Annotated in this window: 15 protein-coding genes; 7 read left to right on the top strand and 8 right to left on the bottom strand. The window is 52.0% G+C overall.

Annotated elements, in window-relative coordinates; genetic code table 11:
- Positions 1-46 precede the first annotated feature (46 nt).
- The 5 genes from ACORNT_RS00680 (at position 47) to ACORNT_RS00660 (ending at position 6900) form a co-directional block, all read left to right on the top strand.
- On the top strand, positions 47-922 hold the full coding sequence (locus ACORNT_RS00680; RefSeq protein ID WP_420717509.1) for a DUF1611 domain-containing protein: 876 nt from the start codon (positions 47-49) through the stop codon (positions 920-922).
- Positions 923-936: 14 nt separating this feature from the next.
- Positions 937-1914, top strand: a complete 978-nt coding sequence (locus ACORNT_RS00675; protein ID WP_321393927.1) for a dipeptide epimerase — start codon at positions 937-939, stop codon at positions 1912-1914.
- A gap of 117 nt (positions 1915-2031) precedes the next feature.
- On the top strand, positions 2032-3198 hold the full coding sequence (locus ACORNT_RS00670) for a dipeptidase (RefSeq protein WP_321393924.1): 1167 nt from the start codon (positions 2032-2034) through the stop codon (positions 3196-3198).
- Between the two features lie 35 nt (positions 3199-3233).
- Complete coding sequence (locus tag ACORNT_RS00665; protein ID WP_321393922.1) at positions 3234-5153, top strand: serine hydrolase domain-containing protein; 1920 nt, start codon at positions 3234-3236, stop codon at positions 5151-5153.
- Positions 5154-5241: 88 nt separating this feature from the next.
- Complete coding sequence (locus tag ACORNT_RS00660) at positions 5242-6900, top strand: N-acyl-D-amino-acid deacylase family protein (RefSeq protein ID WP_321393920.1); 1659 nt, start codon at positions 5242-5244, stop codon at positions 6898-6900.
- Positions 6901-6976: 76 nt separating this feature from the next.
- On the opposite strand, the gene ACORNT_RS00655 is transcribed toward ACORNT_RS00660, so the two are convergent.
- The 5 genes from ACORNT_RS00655 to ACORNT_RS00635 all read right to left on the bottom strand — a co-directional run bounded on the left by ACORNT_RS00655 (position 6977) and on the right by ACORNT_RS00635 (position 15110).
- Entirely contained in the window at positions 6977-8101 is a 1125-nt protein-coding gene (locus ACORNT_RS00655) for an alpha/beta hydrolase (protein ID WP_321393917.1), read from the bottom strand.
- A gap of 54 nt (positions 8102-8155) precedes the next feature.
- The gene (locus ACORNT_RS00650) at positions 8156-9892 is read right to left on the bottom strand and encodes a serine hydrolase domain-containing protein (RefSeq protein ID WP_321393914.1); all 1737 of its coding nucleotides are present in this window, start codon (positions 9890-9892) and stop codon (positions 8156-8158) included.
- A gap of 233 nt (positions 9893-10125) precedes the next feature.
- The gene (locus ACORNT_RS00645; protein ID WP_321393913.1) at positions 10126-13278 is read right to left on the bottom strand and encodes a TonB-dependent receptor; all 3153 of its coding nucleotides are present in this window, start codon (positions 13276-13278) and stop codon (positions 10126-10128) included.
- Between the two features lie 178 nt (positions 13279-13456).
- A complete protein-coding gene (locus ACORNT_RS00640; RefSeq protein ID WP_321393910.1) occupies positions 13457-14455 on the bottom strand; it encodes a FecR family protein in 999 nt (332 codons plus the stop codon).
- A gap of 1 nt (position 14456) precedes the next feature.
- Positions 14457-15110 carry an RNA polymerase sigma factor gene (locus tag ACORNT_RS00635; protein WP_321393908.1) on the bottom strand — a complete coding sequence of 218 codons (654 nt, stop codon included), beginning with the start codon at positions 15108-15110 and terminating at the stop codon, positions 14457-14459.
- A 204-nt stretch (positions 15111-15314) separates the two neighbouring features.
- Between ACORNT_RS00635 and ACORNT_RS00630 the strand changes: the two genes are divergently transcribed.
- Positions 15315-16004: a hypothetical protein gene (locus tag ACORNT_RS00630; RefSeq protein ID WP_321393906.1), complete on the top strand. Its 690-nt coding sequence runs from the start codon at positions 15315-15317 to the stop codon at positions 16002-16004.
- 209 nt (positions 16005-16213) lie between these two features.
- On the opposite strand, the gene ACORNT_RS00625 is transcribed toward ACORNT_RS00630, so the two are convergent.
- Complete coding sequence (locus tag ACORNT_RS00625; protein ID WP_321393903.1) at positions 16214-16618, bottom strand: DUF4345 domain-containing protein; 405 nt, start codon at positions 16616-16618, stop codon at positions 16214-16216.
- A 205-nt stretch (positions 16619-16823) separates the two neighbouring features.
- On the opposite strand from ACORNT_RS00625, the gene ACORNT_RS00620 reads away from it, so the two are divergent.
- On the top strand, positions 16824-17402 hold the full coding sequence (locus tag ACORNT_RS00620) for a TetR/AcrR family transcriptional regulator (protein ID WP_321393900.1): 579 nt from the start codon (positions 16824-16826) through the stop codon (positions 17400-17402).
- 277 nt (positions 17403-17679) lie between these two features.
- Here the strand turns inward: ACORNT_RS00620 and ACORNT_RS00615 are convergent, their stop codons facing one another.
- Both ACORNT_RS00615 and ACORNT_RS00610 read right to left on the bottom strand, forming a co-directional pair.
- Positions 17680-18945, bottom strand: a complete 1266-nt coding sequence (locus tag ACORNT_RS00615; RefSeq protein WP_321393897.1) for an acetyl-CoA hydrolase/transferase family protein — start codon at positions 18943-18945, stop codon at positions 17680-17682.
- Positions 18946-18958: 13 nt separating this feature from the next.
- Complete coding sequence (locus ACORNT_RS00610; RefSeq protein WP_321393895.1) at positions 18959-19768, bottom strand: SDR family NAD(P)-dependent oxidoreductase; 810 nt, start codon at positions 19766-19768, stop codon at positions 18959-18961.
- Position 19769: the final 1 nt, after the last annotated feature.

Genomic DNA, 19769 nt, shown 5'->3' with positions numbered 1-19769 from the left:
CCAATTGCGTCTGTGCAAGAATGCTGTCGACCTAGGGTTACCGGATATGACACCCGCTGAAGCGGCGAAGGCCGGCATAAAATCCCTTGTGATTGGTACGGCTGCAGTCGGCGGAGCCATTCCCAAGGAATGGCATCTTACACTTCTTGAAGCTGTTCGACTTGGAATGGATATTGTGGCCGGGGTCCATACCAGGCTTGCCGATTTCGACTTCCTGAGGGAGGCGGCCGAAAAATCCGGTTCCCGGCTTGTTGACGTCCGGACCCCGCCAGCTTCCGTTCCCGTCGGCACCGGACGGAAAAGAAGCGGTCTCAGGCTTCTCACGGTCGGTACGGATTGCAGCATTGGCAAGAAATTTACTGCTTTGGCGTTGGAACGGGCTCTGCGCGAGCAGGGCATGAGTGTAGATTTCCGGGCCAGCGGCCAGACCGGAATTATGATCGCAGGGCAGGGAATTCCCATCGATTCAGTGGTGGCTGATTTCCTTTCCGGTGCCGCTGAACTCCTGTCTCCTGACAACCAATCCGGCCACTGGGATGTGATCGAAGGTCAGGGCGGAATTTTCCATCCGGGATACGCTGCAGTGACACATGGTCTTTTGCTCGGCTCCCAGCCTGACGCTTTTGTTGTGTGCCACGAACCGGGTCGGGAAACCATTACCGGCTGGCCGGACTATCAAACTCCTTCAGTGGAGGAAGTCATCGAGCGGACAATCGCAATAGGTTCACTTACCAATCCGGCCATACGCTGTGTCGGCGTCAGCCTGTTTTGCAGCAAATTATCCGGTGAACAAAGAAAGGTCGTGCGCGAAGAGACAACAGCCCGGACTGGTCTGCCTTGTGTGGACCCACACATGGACGGAGTTGCTCCGATTATTGAACGTCTCTTGGCTGAATTTCCTGCCATTGAAAACAACAACTAGACAAGAGTTACGTAATGAAACTGAATTTTGAAAAAACTACTTTTCCCCTTAAAGAGCCTTTTGCCATCACAGGGTATGTGTTTACGGGGATCGATACTGTCCAGGTCAGGCTGGAGCAAGACGGTGTTGTCGGCCGCGGGGAAGGGGTTGGTATCTATTATACAGGCGATACGGCGGACGGCATGCTGTCCCAGCTTGAGTCAGTTATGGCGGAGGTGGAAGCTGGTGTGAGCCGGGAGCGCATCCATAACCTGTTGCCTCCCGGCGGTGCGCGCAATGCCCTGGATTGTGCCATGTGGGACCTGGCCGCCAAAAATAGTGGCAAAAGCATATGGCAGTTGCTGGCCATGACACCGCGGACCCTGACCACCGTATGTACCCTTGGCATCGACACGCCGGAAAGAATGGGGGAGGCCGCCAAAAAACTGTCAGCTTACCCCAACCTCAAAATCAAGTTGAGCGGCGACGATCCTATCGCGCGGCTTGAGGTAATCCGGGCAGCGCGTCCCGATGCGGCCCTGATTGTTGATGTGAATCAGGGGTGGAGCTTTGAAGAGCTCAAGGAATACACGCCATATGCAAAGCGGCTGGGTATCGACATGATTGAGCAGCCGCTCCCGCGCGGTGGGGATGATGAACTTGAAGGATATGTCTCCGAAGTTCCTCTCGGAGCTGATGAAGCCTGTCTGTCGTTCAAGGAATATGAGACGGTCAAAAACCGCTATGACGTCATTAACATCAAACTGGATAAATGCGGCGGCTTGACTGAAGGGCTTGAAATCGCATGGCAGGCTTTGAAGGACAGCAAAGGACTGATGGTCGGAAATATGGTGGGCAGTTCCCTGTCCATGGCGCCGGCATATGTGATCGGCCAGTTCTGCAGGTTTGTTGACATCGATGGTCCGCTCTTCCTGGAAAAGGATATTCAGGAGGGGCTGCACTATAACAAGGGCGGGCGTGTGGATATTCCATCCGCGGCGCTCTGGGGCTAGGCCGGGGCAATTACAAAGCTCTCTTGCGGGGTAATGAAAAAGGTCTGCGAAAATCAAATAGGGGTTTAGGGGTTTCAGGACCGAGAATGAACGACTGAAATGAACAAGGATGATGTTATGAAAATGAATACACCTGTTAAACGACGTTCCTTTTTGCGTACGACGGTATCTGCAGCTATAGCCTTTCCCATGATCAATATGGGAGCCTATCGGGTATTTGCTGCCAGTGAAACAAAGTACAGCGCCCGGGCGATTGATCTGGTCAACCAGAACCAGGTCTTCGACATGCTGTCCATTATGGCGCCGTTCAGCAAGATGATGTCTGTGACTTATGTTAAAAACCCCAAAAAGGAAGATGGTTTTGAAGTCCCCAAGGAACATATTGAAACTCTTCTGGCGTCCGGGGTTGATGTCTTTCACCCGGCGGTCGGCCTGGCCGCTGATCATGCTGCCGCTTTTGTCGGCCGCTTAAACGCCCTGGTTGCCGAATATCCCGATGTCCTGCGCAGGGTGGATTCCCTGTCCGACCTGAAGGATCTGAAGAAGGGGGAACGGATCGGTTTCATCGTTGGTATCCAGAATTCAGATCATTTCCGTGAACCGGATGACGTGAATCTTTTCTATACCCTGGGACAACGGATCAGCCAGTTGACATATAACAGCCGCAACCTGATCGGCACCGGGTCCACTGACCGCAGCGACGGCGGTCTGAGTGACTTTGGCGTAAGCATCGTTGAGCGAATGAATGAAGTGGGCATGGCTGTCGATGTGTCCCATTGCGGTGACAGGACAACACTTGACGCCTTTGAACTTTCGAAAAAGCCGGTCCTGGTCACTCACTCCAATGTGCGAGAGCTGGCGGGTGGGCATATACGGTGCAAAACCGACGAGGCAATCAAGGCGATGGCCAGGTCCGGAAGTGTGATGGGCATTACCGGAGTACGAAATTTTGTCAGTACCAAGGAGCCTACAACCGTCGAAAATATCATCGATCACATCGATTATGTGGCGAAGCTTACCGGGATCGAACATGTGGGGGTCGGTTCCGATATGGATATGGACGGTTACGACGACATTCCGGAACCCGCCTACAGTGCGCTCAAGGGCCAGTATAAGGCAAGTTATGCCTTCAGGGACAAAATGGATACGGATGGTTTTGATCACCCGAAACGGATTTTTGACCTTACCGAGGGACTGATCCGGCGCGGGTACAGCGATGAGCATATCAGCCTGGTGTTGGGTAACAACTTTAAACGTGCTCTTGGCGATATCTGGAAGTCATAAGGCATTGGTATTAATGCCAAATAAAGGGAAAAATCATGAATAATATCTTTAAACGAGCAGGGGCAGCCTGGCAGGCTTTTCTTATCTTGATAACCTGGCTGGCTGGATCTGTCGCCCTTCAGGCCGCTGAAGGATTGGATGTAACAGATCCCCAGGTTGTCGAGGCCTTCTCCGACGGGGTGATCATTCCCACAATGGAAACCAACCATTCACCGTCCGGTGTGGTTGCTGTCATGAAGGACGGGAAAGTAATCTTTGCCAAGGGCTACGGTTATATCGATGTGGAAAAACGTATCCCCGTTGACCCGGAAACCAGTATGTTCCGGCCCGGCTCCATATCCAAGCTTTTCACTTGGGTTTCCGTCATGCAGCTTGTGGAGCAGGGTAAAATCGACCTGGATGTCGATGTGAATACCTACCTGAAAACATTCAAGGTCAAGGACAGCTGGCCCGGTCAGCCGGTGACCATGCGTCATATCATGACCCATACGGCCGGCTTTGAGGACGGTTTCCTGGGATATCTGATCATCAATGATCCGGAACGCATTCTCCCGATTGCTGAATCCCTCGCAAAATACCAGCCGGAGCGTGTGTACCCTCCGGGCAAACACCTGGCTTATTCAAACTGGGCCACTGTGCTTGCCGGTCTGATTGTTCAGAATGTTTCCGGCCAGCCTTTCAATGACTATGTCCAGGAGCATATTTTCGATGTGCTGGGCATGACCCGTACTACCTTTGTGGAGCCTCTGCCGGAAAAATATATGCCGTATGAAGCCAAGGGTTATGATTATAACCCCAAGGAAGACCGTTATGTGGAACAGGCATCTGAAATTCTTGCCAGTTATGGCCCCGCCGGCGGTTCATCAACCACGGCCCTGGATATGACCAAATTTGCCCGGGCCTTGCTGGGGGGCGGGTCTTATAACGGCGGCCGTATTCTGAAGGAAGAAACCCTGAAGCAGATCCTTGACGAAGGTTTCACCCATGATGAGCGTGTCCGCGGTATCGGGCTAGGATTCCTGAAACGCCAATATGGTTCCGAGGACGTGAAAAACTACGGTCATGATGGCGGCACCACTTTTTTCATTTCCCATTTCGGATTGTCCCAGAAGGAAAACCTCATGCTGTTTTCTTCCTTCAGCGGTCCGGGTGCGCTTGCGACCCACAGGGCATATGTGAAAAAATTCTATGACGAGTTTTACCCCCGTGAGGTCCCCTTTATCGAACCGCCAAAGGACTTTTTTGAACGCGGTCAGAAATATGCCGGCACTTATAACAGCTCTCGCAGTTCTTTTACCAAACCGGAAGCGCTGCTGCGTGGTTTGAACAGCGTCAAGGTCCAGGTCCTGCCGGATAATACCCTGATGATCGGCCCTGATCGTTATGTGGAAATGGAAAAGAACCTGTTTCGTATGGTGGATGACTATAGCCGTGTTGCCTTCCAGGAAGATGAGGAGGGCAATATCACCCACTTTGTCTATGATGGGCTCGCGGTGAAGCACATGTACCGTGCTGGATTTTATGAAACGAGGTCTTTCATTAATCTGGCAGTTGGTGCGTCTTTGATCGTATTCCTGGGGGTTTTTGTGCGGCTGGCCTATCAGTGGTCCGGATACAGGGCGATGAAGGCGCCTGAACGGCGGGCCATGGAGGCGTCTTTCTTGGTGGCCGGACTGAACATCATGTTTTTGGCATGTGTCGCCTGGGCATTCAGGAACGGAGTCAATCCGGTAATGTGGAAAATTCCATTCAGCCTGGAACTGGCGAACTTTCTTGCCAATATTGCCATCCTTGCGGCCTTTTATCATCTGTACCGGGCAGTCACCGTCTGGCGTGCCGGTCTGTTCAAGAGCTGGTGGGCCAGAAGCCGATACAGTGTGATTACATTTTTTGCCCTGCTGATGGCCTGGTTCTATTATTACTGGAACTTTTTCGGCTTCAACTACTTCACCTAGAGCACTACGGGGGTCGGTGTCGCGGTGCCGATCCCAGTTTTTTCAATTTAAATCATAAAGGTACACGATCCTATTAAAGGGGACACTTATGTCTATCAAGGGTTTCTTCGGGCTTATTCTCATCATGCTTTTTACTGCCATTGGGGTAACGGGCGCTTACGCGGATGATAACCAGTCCTATGATATTGTCATCAGGAACGGCTTTGTGCTTGACGGCGCCGGTAATCCCTGGGTGAAAGCGGATGTGGCCATCAAGGACGGCCGCTTTGTCAAAGTCGGACGAGTGACAGGCCGGGGGGAGCAGGAAATTGATGCCAGCGGTCTTTATGTTTCCCCGGGCTGGATCGATATGATGGACCAGTCCGGCAGGGTTCTACTGGAAAATGGTCTGGCGGAAAACAAGTTGCTGATGGGCGTGACGACGGTCATTTCCGGTGAAGGCGGAACGCCGGTGCCGGCAGAGCAGATCGGCAAATATTTTGACCAGCTTGAAGAACAGGGCATTTCCCTGAACTTCGGCACCTATTACCAGGCCGCCCAGGCCCGCATGGCCGTTATGGGCGATGCGGAAGGAAAGCCCACGGACGAGCAGGTGGAACAAATGAAAGCTCATGTGGGTACGGCCATGGAGCAGGGGGTCTTTGGAATTACAACTGCCCTGGTTTATCCGCCTTCCAGTTTCCACACCACAGAAGAACTGATTGAAATGTCCAAGGTCGTGGCGCAATACGGCGGAATCTACGCCAGCCATATCCGGGGTGAGGGGCGCGACCTTCTTAAGTCTGTGGACGAGGCCATCACCATCGGCCGGGATGGTGGTGTTTCTGTGGAAATCTTTCATCTCAAAGCGGCCTACCAGCCCGGCTGGGGCAAATATATGCGTCAGGTCGGCAACATGATCAATGCTGCCCGGGCGGAAGGAATTGATGTGGCGGCAGATCTGTATCCCTATCCTGCCGGGGGGACCGGTCTGGATATTTCCGTACCGGCATGGGTGTTCAAGGACGGAACCGAGAAAGGCATGGAACGCCTTAGGGATTCTGCCCTCAGGCCGCGCCTGAAAGAGGAATTCCGGTCCAAAGACCCCGGGGACTGGTCCAATATGGTTCAGGAGGCCGGAGGTTGGGGCAATGTGGTGCTGGCCAACTCTTATAACCATAAATATGAAAAATATCATTTCATGACCATCAAGGACATTGCAAGAGACCTTGGCAAGGATCCCGAAGATGTCGCCTGGGACATCATGCTCGAGGCCTTGCCCAACCGCGCGCTTGCCCTCTATTTCATGATGAATGAAGAAGATATCCAGTATGCGCTGTCAAACTTTCCCTGGCTCAGCATCGGCAGCGATGCCGCCGCCACTGCCGAGGCGGGCGGGGTCGATGATCTTGGACTGCCGCATCCTCGCAGCTATGGCACTTTTCCCCGTATTATATCTGAATATGTGAAAAAGAAGAATGTGATTTCCCTGCCGGATGCGATCAGGAAAATGACGTCCTGGCCCGCGTCCCGAATGGGCATTCATGACCGGGGTGTGATCCGGGAAGGCCTCTGGGCTGATGTTGTAATTTTTGACCTGAAAACTATTGAAGATACAGCCAACTGGAAAAATCCCACTCTTTATCCGGAAGGCATCGAATATGTCTTCGTTAATGGCGTGACTGTTGTCGACAAGGGCGAACATACAGGGACGCGCCCGGGCAAAGCCTTGAAAGGAAAGGGGTATAACCCCGCCGGTGCCGAATAACAGGCATAGATACTACTCCCGTATGGCCCCACTTGGCCGCCGCTCCTGAACTCACAGAACAGGAGCGGCGGTTTTTTTACTTCGGCAATTTCCTGAAGTCTTCCAGGCGTTTCCGGGCGTGTTCGGAGTTCGGATAATTTTTCACATTCAGTTGAAGTAAATCCCAGACCTTTTGAGCCGGATAGTTATAGGCCTCCGGTCCGATTTTTGCCATCCAGTCGATCAAAGCTTCCGGCGGTAGGAATTCGGCCCTGTTTGTGGCAGAAAAGCTTTTGAAATGCCTCGTCAATGCTTCAGCTTCGCCGTCATTCAATAGTTCCGGTGAAACTTTATATCCTTCAAAGGCATGCAGAAGGCCGTAATAGAGGCCCAGGAGCGGCAAGGAGTTATGATCCTGTTCCGGAATGACCCGGAATGAAGTTACAAAATTTACGGAGGAGTTTTTCTGCAGGGATTGTGCAAAAAATTTGTTGCCGGCCGTCATGAAAACAAAGGGAGACCTTCCAAGAGGGAGGGAAGAATGATCCCCGGTGGAGATAAAAACCCGCGCCCGGGTCTTGGGGTTTTCAGGTATAAAGTTCGCCACTTTTTTCAGCAGGTATTGATCGTTCCACCAGAGGCTGGAATCTATGGCAATATAATAGTGAAATAATCCTTCCCGGCTGAGCAGGCTGTGCAATACAGTCAGACCGCCCAGTGAATGACCCGCAATAGCCCTCACGGGCCGGGTGCGGTATTTTTGATCGATTTCGGGGATGAGTTCCTTTTCCAGAAATTCAAGGAACTGTTCCCCGCCACCACTTGATGAATATGCCGGGGTCTCTTCGCCTTTGTGGTTGATGAGCGATCTGGTAGGCGTCAGGTTCCTCATTCTGTCCGTTGTATTCGGGACACCCACTATAATCATTTCCGGAATTTGCATGTTTGTGTTGTTTTGCGGATTGCTCATGTGATTAAGAAGACCAACCGTCGTCAGGAAATGAACCTCTGCATCCAGCACATACAGCACCGGATAACGCCGGGCGGCATAGGTTGTATCGTTATAGGACTGCGGCAAGCTGATCAGGTAAGGGCGTTCCTCACCCAGGATGTCGGATTTCAGAACCAGGCGTTCTCCCATGATAATTGTTTCACCGGCCCGTGCCGGCAGGCTGAAAAAGATCATACCGAACAAGACCGGTATAAATTTCGTAATTTGCATGTTGTTCCCTTTGTATAAAAAACCGGACCCTTTTGGGGGTCCGGTGGAGCAGGGTTAATATTTCCAGATTTGTAAGCCGATAAATCCATATTGGCTGAAATAAATTACCGTCAGCAGCATGGCCAGAGACACCAGCAGCGAGTGTAGCCAAGCCAGTCGCCCGGTTTGCGGGGTTATTGTTCGGTTCATGCCCACATAAACGGTGGAAACCAGGGACATGCCGGCAAAGACCAGGCTGCCGATCCAGTAGCTGAAGGCGGCCTTTGTCGGTAAATGAAATGTGGTGGTGTCCGACATGGCCGCTACCAGTGAAAACAGGCCAAAAGGGATCAACAGACTGGTCAAAAAGGGCAGGGCACGTACCAGAACTTCCCGTTTCGAGTCGTAGCGCCTGCGCAGCATTTTAACACCCCAGAAGAGGGCGTAAATCCAGCAAATGAAGATGACCAGGAGCACTGCAACAGCACTTCCCCAATGCAGGAGGATATTGACAAGGGAAGTTTTTTGATAGGTGGCTGTCAGGGTCTGAAGATATTGCCTGTCATCTATTATGTGGACCATCATTGATGGCAGGCTGTCGTCTTTCAGGCGAAATTTATTATTGCCGACATGGATCCAGTTTTGGGGTTCCGGTTGAAGCAGGGAGGATGTGGCAATGCCTTTTGCCGTCACATCCAGGCTGATCGTGTTAAAAAACAGATCCAGAGCACCCATGATTTTCCAGCGCGGGGCGACAGGTTTGTAATAACCAGTCAGATGCTGTAATTCTGACGGGTTCAGGGGGGAAGACTCCTGCTTTTTACCCGCGACAAGATCTTTGGTCAGGAACTTGTGAAATGCGCTTTCGATCTCTTCAAAGGCTTTTGCCTTGCCGGCGTTCATGGAAAAGAAATAACCAATGTTATGTGACGGCAGATAAGCATAAGATGCTAAAAAACCATCTACGCCACCGGTATGGCCATGATAGACAAATCCGTCCTTCTGGATCAGGAAACTGGCTAACCCGTATCCGGCCTTTATGCCATTCCCTGCGTTGAGGGTGCTGGTGGGCGTCTCCATGCGGGTGATCAGGTCAGCCGGGAGAAAATTTTCCCCTCCCGTGACGCTCCGGTTGAGAAACATGCGAACAAACGCGGCCATGTCACTGGTTGTCAGTGATGCTGCGCCGGAGGGTTTTAGCCCGATATGGACATACGGGTAGTCGTTTCCGTCTGGCCCGTAACTTTTGGATACGGCAGAATCGTAAAAAAAGGTGGCGCTGTTCATACCCAGGACGTCAAATACTTCCTTTTGCACATAGTCTTCAAACTTGACACCGGTGACTTTCTCCAGGGCCAGGGCGGCAATACCGGGGCCCATGTTGGAATAGGCCATTCGTGTGCCCGGTTGCCAGCGTGCTTCCCGTGATCCGTTATTGGAGCTGATGGCTTCCTGCAAAGTGAGATCGGGGTCACTTAGGGAAAAATCCCGGGGATGGATGCCGTCAAGGCCGGCGGTATGTTCGATGACATGTTTAAGCCGGATGGGGTTCTTTTTTGACCATCGGTTGGTCAGACCCGCTTCCGGCAAATTTTGTTCAAGGTTCATTTCCAGGTCGATTTTTCCGTCCTGAACGGCTCTGAGAATTGCCAGCGCTGTAATGGATTTGGTAATGGAGCCGACCCTGAATAATGTGGACGGGGTTACCGGTTGCCGGCTGTTTTTGTCCTTAACACCAAGATGACCCTCCCAGATCATCCGGTCATTGTTTACGATCACGCCCTGGAGGCCCGGGACATTATTCTCTTTCATGATCTCCAGAAGCCGTTTTTCCAGAGACTGAGTATCGGCTCTGTGCCCGGCTTCTTGAGCGCCTGAGGTTTTGGCCGAACTCATAAACGACAGAAATAAAACGCCCAGGATGAGACAGGGGAGATGAAAGATATGTTGAAATTTTTTCATTTACCGCACCATTGGAATAGAGGTTTTCGAAAAAGGGTCAGCCGCCACTTTTCAAAAAGCAGGTGGCGGCTGACGGTCCGGAATTAGAAACTGGCGCGAACGCCGGCATAGAAATAGCGGCCGATGACGTCGTACAGGATCGGGTTTGTGGCCCAGGTGCTGACGAACTCAGATGGCGCGATGGAGGGGTCTTTGTCGAAGAGATTGTTGATGCCGCCGTAAAGCTGGACCATGCTCTCCCCCTGTTCAACAATGGTATATCTCGCAGAAAGGTTCACGTAGGTGGAGCTGGGTACCTTATAGTCGATAACTTCGATCGTATTGTCGGGATAGAGATCCCCGCCATCCACATAGCGAATCTGGACGGTTGCTCCCCAGGTGTCCTTGTTATAATCGAGGGTGGCATTGGCTCGCCATTTTGGCAAAGAGGAACCATAGTCTCTGCCGACTACCCCGGCATCCTGAACTGTTGTGACCCCGTCGAAGGAATTGGAGCTTTCGATAATATATGTGGCGAGAGCTCTGATGCCCAGTTCACCGCCCCACAGGTTGTCAAGGATATACTGGGCTTCGATATCAATGCCTTCCACGGCTCTTTCAGCGATGTTGAGGAAAGTAAACTGGACTTCCTGAACATCGCCGTTGGGGGCAATGGTAACGTTTTCGCAGCCGATATTATCCAGTACGCAATTGTCCACAAGCGTCTGGGCAGGAACCCTGCCGATAGCGTCCTCAATATGGATCCGGTACCAGTCCACTGACAGATTGAACCTGCGATCTTCAAACGGTTGTATGACAGCGCCAAGGGTATAGGTTCTGGAGGTTTCCGGGGTCAGTTCCGGATTGCCGCCGCGGGTAATCCTTGTCAGGGTACTGTTACCCGTATCCGGGTTCACCACATTACCGAAACCGGTCATTTGCGGTGAAAATAGTTCGCCAATATTGGGCGCCCTCAGGTCGCTGGAAATGCTTCCCCTGAATTTCAACCCGGAGACGGGACTGAAGACGGAATTGACAGACCAGGTTGTTGCTCCTCCACTTGAACTATAATCGGCGTATCGGAGTGCGCCCCCGATATCCAGGGTTACACCGCCCGCCGTGTCAAGGATCGGGGCGCCCAGTTCAATAAATCCTTCAGTGACGTTGAAACCGCCGTGAAGGCCTTCTGCATTTGAAAGGAAGGCGCTGCCGGTTTCAAACAACTCGTTTGAACTCACGTCGGAACCTTCGTCGCGATATTCCATGCCAAAAGCCATTCCGACCGGTCCGGCCGGCAGGTCAAGAAGGGTGCCGTTGACGGTGGCGGCGACCACTTTCTGAGTGATCTTGTAATCGGTCTGTCCGACACCGTGGATATAATCCAGAGCTTCCTGGCTTGGTGCGCCGTCCCCAAACAGGTTCAGGGGGACACAGCCAGGCGCTCCGTTCGCCCCGCCCAGATTGGCACGGCAGACGATTTCGCCGGTTCCCGGGTCAAGGACGGCATCAATGGCAAAGTTCCGGTTTACCTTGTTGATGCTGTTTGTCTGAATATACCGCCTTTTTGTCTGCCCGAAGGTCCCGTACAGATCCCAGTCCCAGGTACTGCCGAACATTTCCTGGTTGCCTTTCAGACCGGCGACAAAACGCATGGTTTTGGCAGTCGGCTCACCATGAATGAAACCATGGTCGTCGTTGGTTCTCGCCATGATCAGTGCTGGTATGGAATTGGCTGCCATGATGGCCTGCAGGTCAGCCGGAATGAAGGGGTTGTCGGCAAGGATCACATCCGGTCCGCCGCCGATGAAACTCCAGGGTTGTACAATGTCTGTAGTAGAATGAGAACGGCCATAGGAGGCATCCACATAAGCAGTAACATTGGATGAAATATCATAATCCAGTGTGGCCATCACACTCTTGCGGTTAAGGGGAGAGGCAAGGGAGGTCGTCCGGGCGAGCGAACCGCCGTCACCGCCGATCTGGAACGGCAGCAGGGCAAAGGCCGCAGGAATTGGGATGTCTCCGACGTCATAAGGTAGTAGTTCGCCGTTCGGTCCGAAATGAATCTGGGAGACGGCGGGGTGGTTGCCCAAGGCAAGGGGCAGGTATCCCCCGGGGGTGCCCAAGCCTAACAACACATTTTCGGAAGCCATTTTGCCTGGAATGCCGTCATTCGGCCCTGTATCCAGCGGGTTTGTTACGACACCCCACTGCCGGCGTCCCCAGTCACGATCGTTTTGATGCAGAATACCTTTATTGTCCTGATATTCGGCGGCAATTACAAAATGCCCGCGATCGTCGTCAAAGGCTGTGCCAAAAGCAATGGATCCAAATATTTCCTCGTAATCATTTCTTTCAGAGATGCCATACCTGCTATCGATCTTGATGCCTTCCAGGGTTCGGTTTAGCTTCATATTGACTACCCCGGAAACTGCGTCTGATCCCCACTGGGCCGATGCGCCGCCGGTGACGACCTCTACCTGTTCAATAAGCATCTGGGGAATTAGGTTTACATCGACCGACCCCGCCTGGTCTGCGGCTACAAAGCGCCGCCTGTCAACCAGTGTCAGGGTGCGACCGGGGCCAAGTCCCCTGAGGTTCAGGGCGTTCTGGCCGACGCTTGCCGTGCTCAGGGCATTGGCCGCAGGTGTTGAGGTGGCGGAGAAGGACGGAATTTCATTCAGGTAATCTGCCACGTTTGACACACCCCGGTTGTCCATGGCTTCCCTATTTACAGTGGTGACCGGCTTTGCTGTTTCAAATCCTGATGTCAAGCGGCTTGCTGCCGTTGCAACAATCTCTTCAATTTCCAGGGTATCATAATTGTCGGTCCGCTCGTCGGCACCGTAAACCTGGAGATCCTTTTCAAAATCACCGGTGTCGGAATAGGAAATTTTCTCCGCTCCCGGTTTGTGTCCGGTGTCTTTTTTGCGCACCACAATCGTGTCATTGTTGAGTATGTCATAATCAAGGTCGTGGCCGGACAGCAGGATTTCCATGACCTGGTGGGTTGTGTAGTTGCCTTTAAGGGACCGTGCATTCTTTCCATCAACAAGGTCCGGTGAAACGGATATGACGATATTAGATTGTTTTGAATACTCCATCAATGCGGCGGACAGGCTTGCTTCATTGATGTCATAAAAATGAGCTGTCGATGAAAGTTGCGCCCAGGCGCCTTGTGACAACGAGAGGGATAAGGCCAGCGCCGAAATGGCCACTAGGCTTTTTGCTTTTCTCATTTTTTTTACAGACTGCATAAATACTCTCCCTTTTGCCGAAGCTGGTTTTATGGCTTTCGGTGTTTCATAGCCACCAGCCCATGCCGGCGTTTGTGGCCATGAGACGGCGCAGGGAAAGAAAGGAGACATTTTTTTATTTTTTTATGTTTAATTCCCTTTCGATTATCGATTTTTTAGCATTTTTTTGGGAATATTATTATCCTTTGGTGCGAAGAACCACCCGGCCGTCAGAATTATATTCCGCCTCTAGGGGGAGAATATGGGTCAGGGTTTCCACCATCTGGTCAATCTGTTTCACACTGAAGGAGGTGGTAACTTTCAGATCTTCAAGACCGGCGCCATCAAGTATAATCTGCCCCCGGTAGTAACGATTGGCGTCACTGATGATCTCACCCAGGGGTGCAGCTTCATAAATAAATTGGCCTGCGCGCCATTCCCCCGGCTCCTGGGCAGGTTTGGTTTTCTTTACCAGATTATCGGAAACTGTCAGCAATTCACCGGCGGCAATGTCTTGGGTTTCGTGCCGGGCAAGCCCATTATTCGGGGTAACAGAAACCAGTCCTTCCAGAACTGAAATCTGCTTCCGTTGCTTTCCCAGGTGAACATCGAACTTGGTGCCGACGACTTTCACAATGGATTTGGCTGCCATGACATAAAAGGGCCGGTCCGGATCTTTTTCAACCGCGAAAAAGGCGCGCCCTTTCACCAAGGTGACTGATCTTTTCTTGGTAGAATAATCGACGTTTATTTCCGATTTGGCCCCCAGTGTAATGTGGCTGCCATCGTCCAGCAGGATTTCCCGGATTTCGGCAACTTCAGTATTGTATGTCCGGCCCGGGTTAAACCAGGCAAACTGGACCATGATGTATAAAAGCAAGGCTGCAGCAACGGCGGAGCCAATTGAAAGCGGCTTTGCATGGTCACCAATCCAGTTACGAATATGGGAGAACCAGCCGAAGGTGATTTTGTGATCTGCAGTGTCCTGGATCAGCATCGCTTCGGGCATATCCTTGAGGGCGCGCAAATCTCCCATGACCTGGCAGGCTTGCTCAAAAGCCTGCACATGTTCCATGCTTTGAGCCAGCCATTCTTCGAAAGCAATCTGGTCGGCCTCCGAAAGCTCTTCAAAACCGCTTTTCAGTGCCCAGTGCGCTGCGGCATCATTAATGTTTTCTCTTTTGATTTCGTATCCCATGTTACGCCTCGTCTACAGCGTCCAGCTCGTTCAGGCATTTCGCCAATGCCCGATGAATTTGTTTTTGCACGGCCTTGGCCTGCATATTTTCCCGTTTCCCGATTTCCTGACAGGTCAGGCCTTGAAACCTGTTCAAAAGGACCAAACGCTGTTGTTTTTTCGGCAGCTTGTTCAGGGTATTGATCAGTGTTTCCAGTCTTTCCCTGCTTATTAAGACTTGTTCGGCAGTGGAAGGAGACAATTTTTCCGTCCTGTCGTTATCCTGTCGGAGGGACTTTGCATAATTTTCTGCCCTGAGGGAACGCTTGTGATAATCAATGATGTAATGGCGCGCGACAGTATATAAATAGGCCCGCGGGTTGGTAATCTTTGCCAGTCCGGACATGCTGGCCAGTTTGGAGAAACTACCCTGCACAACATCCTCGGGTTCGGGCGGGCCGGAACCGAATTTTGACTGTATATATCTGGTTAGTTCATCCCGGTACCGGTCATATAATTCTGACAATATTCGTGAATGACGGGCCAGCCCGTCTTTCTCCGCCCGGGATTTTTTGCCTGAAGTAGGGTTGTCATCTATCGAGATTGCTGGTTGGTCCCGGTCTTTTTCCAGGATTCCCGTAGAGCAAAGATCATTGTTGTCTTTTCTGTTTTGCACAGTTCAGCCAATCGATGACATTTTAGGGTTAAAGGATAAGTGTACGTGATGCCCGGCTTTATGACAAGCGGACAAATTCTGCCCTGACAGCTCGGGATTTTCAGAAGTTTCATTGTCCGTAATTCCCGGTATAATATTCAGACGATTATAGTAATGGCTCGGTGTGGATAAATGCAACAAAGGTCGGGTTCCCTTCCTTTCCGGTTGACTATTGTATGGAGTCTGCTGCTCATAACTGTGTTGGGCGGTGGTCAGCTTTTTGCTGGTCAGGAAAACTGGACAGAAAAAAAACTCGGGCAGGTAATGGTCAGGGCTGACAAGGCGGCAAGGCAGAAAAACTGGTCGCAAGCCATTAAATACGGGGAACGTATGCGTGAGGGAGGTATCGCCCTTTACGGACCGGAATCGGCTTATACGGTGACCCACCTGAAAACACTGAATCGCTATTATGACTGGGCAGGGCGGCTGGAGGAGATTCCGGACCGCATCAAAAAGGCCTATTTCCTGTCCCGTCGGTTGTTTGACCAAACCCACAATACTGTCAGGGTCAGCCGGCTGCTTTACTATAAGCTTCTGATTTCCCAAAAAAGATATGAGGAAGCGGTGCCGGTGGTGCGGGAAAAAATATCCGTATTTGGTGAACAGGAGGATGACCTGTTCAGAAAGCTGCATTACCTTAAACAGCTTCATGGCCTTTATGGGATTCTTGATCGACAGCCGGAGCGGGAAGGGGTACTGCTGGAAATGCTGGCGTTGAACCAGCGGCTGATCGGTACCGGACTGGACAATAATAAGGGCATTATCATGAATCTTGGCCGGACCTATTGCCTGCAGGGAAAATATACTGAATTTGACAAACTGATGAAACAGTACGGCCTGCAATATACCTGTTGACCCTTCAACCCGTCCCGACGTGGGTGCGGGGGTCAGGGAGCAACGGTTATTTTTCGAGCGCTTCCTGAAGTAATCTGATCAGTTCTTCTGCCATTGAAACATTCCTGCTTTTAAGCTTGAAAAGACCTGCAAGGCGACCGCCTGCATAAAAGGGGTTGGCCCCACAACGGGATCGAGCCTTTATACATGGCGACTTTCATTCTTGTGCCTCATGCCATGGCCCGGGCTTTGTGGAATTTGTATAACAGGAAGAGACCAGGCGCCCCAATGATGATTTCGACTGCCGTTGCCGCGATGAGAGACTGGTCGGGAACTCCGTCCATAACTATGCTGAGGATCCTGGATATTCCGTATGACAGGTAGACCAGGCTGGACAGCACAAGGGATGTGTGCACCATTTTTGCTCTGAAGGATCCGGTCAGGATAATGATTCCGGCCGCGAATAAGAAACCGCCGGGCGCCCTGGTTTCGCTTAACAGATTGATGTTGTCGCCAAGTGCGATGCCCACCGACGCTTGAAACGCGACCGGAATGAACATCAGGGCGCCCCCAATGCCAATTAAGATGATACCCGATATTGCTAAAAATACCTTGGTAGTGACTGGAGTATTCATGATCAAATCCTTTCAGTAAAGCGAAAATATGTAGCGAGCGGTCGGCTCGGAGAGTTTTGGCCGGGAGGTTCACCCATGACAAAATTGCGTTTTTATGTGTCATGGGGTTGCTCTATTAAATTGACCATGGTCAATATTTGGCACAAAAAACGACCATGGTCAATTATAAATTTGACCGCGGTCAAATTATTTGTCATACAGGGCTATGATCAGATCGGTACAGAAAAGAACTCTTGAAACACGGGCCAAGCTGATTGCAGCAGCTCAGGAGATCATCGACGAAAGCGGTTACGCCGCTTTGCGCGTGGAAGAGGTTGTCTTGCGCGCAGGCATGGCAAAAGGCACTTTTTTTGCACATTTTAAGGACAAGGATGCCTTGATGGACCTGATTATAGGGTCTGAAATTGATAGGCACCTTGATGCCTTGGAAGCAAGTCCGGCGCCGCAGACTGTCGAGCAAATGGCTGATGCACTCATGCCGCTGTGCAATTACATGACATGCGAGCGTTATGTTTTTGATGTGATCCTCAGATTCTCCGGTGCAGCTGCGATTGAGGAGATTGGTTTGATCGCCAGAACCTTCGGCAGACAGATCGAGGTTTTTGAAGCATGGCTGGCTGATGCCCCATTTCGTCGGGACATTGCGGTTGAGTTGAGGGCCGAAGGCATACATGCCTTCATGATTCAGGCCATGTCGGCACAATTCTGTGCCTTGCACAATGCAGAGTCTATTCAGGACAGGTTGCTGCTCTATTTGAGGGCGTGGCTTCTTCCCGGCGGCTAAAGTAAAAGACATGATGCGGTTCGGACTTGCCCCCGAAATCGGCAAAGAAACCATCTCGTCTCAAATGGCAGGGCTTTGATGGTGTTTACCCGGGGGAGGGACACGGGTGGAGATCTGGACAGTATCAACGATTAAGTGACAAACTAATCCTGCCCTGGATTTGAACCTCCCCATCACATTGGGGCTTCCATTGGTAGCGCACCTCCGCTACCAATCTTTTCTTTCATGTCATTCAGGAATGTGCTTCAAGCGCCGTCAGGCGTCTTTGGCCCGTTTTCTAACGCTCGCGAACTGCTTTCCACTCTTTTCCCAGTTGCTCGCGAAACCCGGGCGCCGCGATGGCAATCAGCGCATTCGCACGCTCGTCTATCGATTTATGTGCAAGGTCGGCGAGGCCATATTCTGTGACAACATATTGCATGTCTGTTCTGCAGACGGTCACCGCGCCTGACAGGCTTGGCACGATGTTGGAGCGCTGACCATTGCGACTGGTTGACTGCAAACAGATTATGGCGCGGCCATTTCTGGACAAGCGGGCGCCGCGCACAAAATCGACGAGACCGCCACTGCCGCTGATCTGGCCGCCATCAACCATTTCAGCATTCGCCTGGCCAGAAAGGTCTATTTCCAGTGCGGAATTTATGGCAACCAGATTGTCGAGCCGGGCAAGTGTGTCAGGGTTGTGGGTGTGTCGAACCGACCTGAAGGAAAAATCCGGGCGGGAGGAGATCCAGTCATAGAAGTCCCGGTCTCCCGCGGCTACTCCGGTCACATGCTTGCCTGTGTCGATTGTTTTGCGTACCCCCGTCATGACTCCCTTGTCGATCAGGGGGCGCACGGCCGGTGTGATCAACCCGCTGTGCAGGCCAAGGTCGTTATACTCGCTCAGACCGCTGACGACACATTGGGGAACCCGGCCAATACCGTATTGAACCGTATCCCCGTCGTGCACAAGAGGCAAAACATTCGCCGCGATCCGGTCCAAAACAGCATTGGAGTCAGGGGAGGGGATTTGGGGTAATGGATAGTCAGTTTCAACCACATAATCAAACGTGCCCAACGGGATCTTTGGTCCGTCTGCCACAGGCGGCATTGAGTGATTGATTTCGGCGATGACAGACCGGCAATAGGGAAGTATTTCAGAGACAAAATCTTCTGATATTCCGGTGCTGCAATATCCCTGTGCGTCAGGGGCGCTCACCTGAATCAAGCCGATGTCGATTGTGACCTGCTGTTCAAGAAATGGGATGATCCCGCTGTAATGAGCAGGGACAAATTCGATTGGCCCCGCCTGATAGGTTTGCCGTAAACCGGAATAGTCAAAGAATGTGGTCAGGCGGCTGGGCGCAATGCCTGGCAATATGGAAAACCGGTTTATTCCCGGCGCCAGCGGGGAGATGAAATGAAGTCCACCAAGTGAAGCAGAGGCCTCCTCCAGGGCTTTCATAAGCGTGGGCGGCTGGCCGATACTTCCCTGAACGAAAACCGTCATGCCCGGCCTGAGCAGCGTAGCTACTTCACCGGCTGTGATATGTGTGATCATTGCGGACACGAAACTAGAGACTGTAGCCGCCGTCCAGCGTGAGGGTCTGGCCGGTGACAAAGCTTGCGCGGTGGGAGGCAAAGAACAACACGGCCTCGGCGACTTCTTCCGCCGTACCAAGACGTTTCAATGCGGAATTCCGCTTCGCCGCTTCAATATATTTTTCATCATAGGCGGTGCCGATCAGCTTTCGAAACAATCCCGCGTCGATCAGGCCCAGCGCAACCGTATTGGCGCGGATTCCATTACGGCCTTCTTCGCGGGCGATGCCGGTCATGATCGCATCATTCGCGGCCTTGGGGATGACGGAAAGCGCGTCTTTGTTGGGCCAGCGCAACAGGCCCGTTGTGCTGATGGCAACAAAGCTGCCGCCTTTTTCGCGCATATGGCCGAGAATGGCATGGACGACGTTAAAAAAGCCGTTGGTGTCCGCGTTCATCACCCTGCTGAATTCGTCCCGGTCAATATCACCGATAAATTTCATATCGATGTGCGAGCCGGAGGCATTCACAACGGTATGAATACGGCCAAATCTAGCGATAATTTCCTCGCAAATTTCAGCGACCTCGGTGCCGTTCTCCAGGGCCATGGGATATGCCGAAGCCTTGCGCCCGTATTTGGCCACCGTAGAGATAACTTTATCTGCAGCCTCTTTGTTGGTGCGATAGGTGAAGACGATGTCGGTTCCGCCTTGCGCCAGTTTTTCACAGATTGCCTGACCAATGCCGCCGCTGCCACCAATGACCAGGGCGATGCCGTCCTGGTCGGGAAAGTCCGGAGAGTGCGAAGCATTTTGCAGGTTATCGTCGGATGTGGAAACCATG

This window comes from Emcibacter sp., assembly GCF_963675455.1.
Classification (GTDB): Bacteria; Pseudomonadota; Alphaproteobacteria; order Sphingomonadales; family Emcibacteraceae; genus Emcibacter.
Note: the sequence above shows the minus strand (reverse complement) of the source record. Positions and strands in the feature narration are given on the sequence as shown.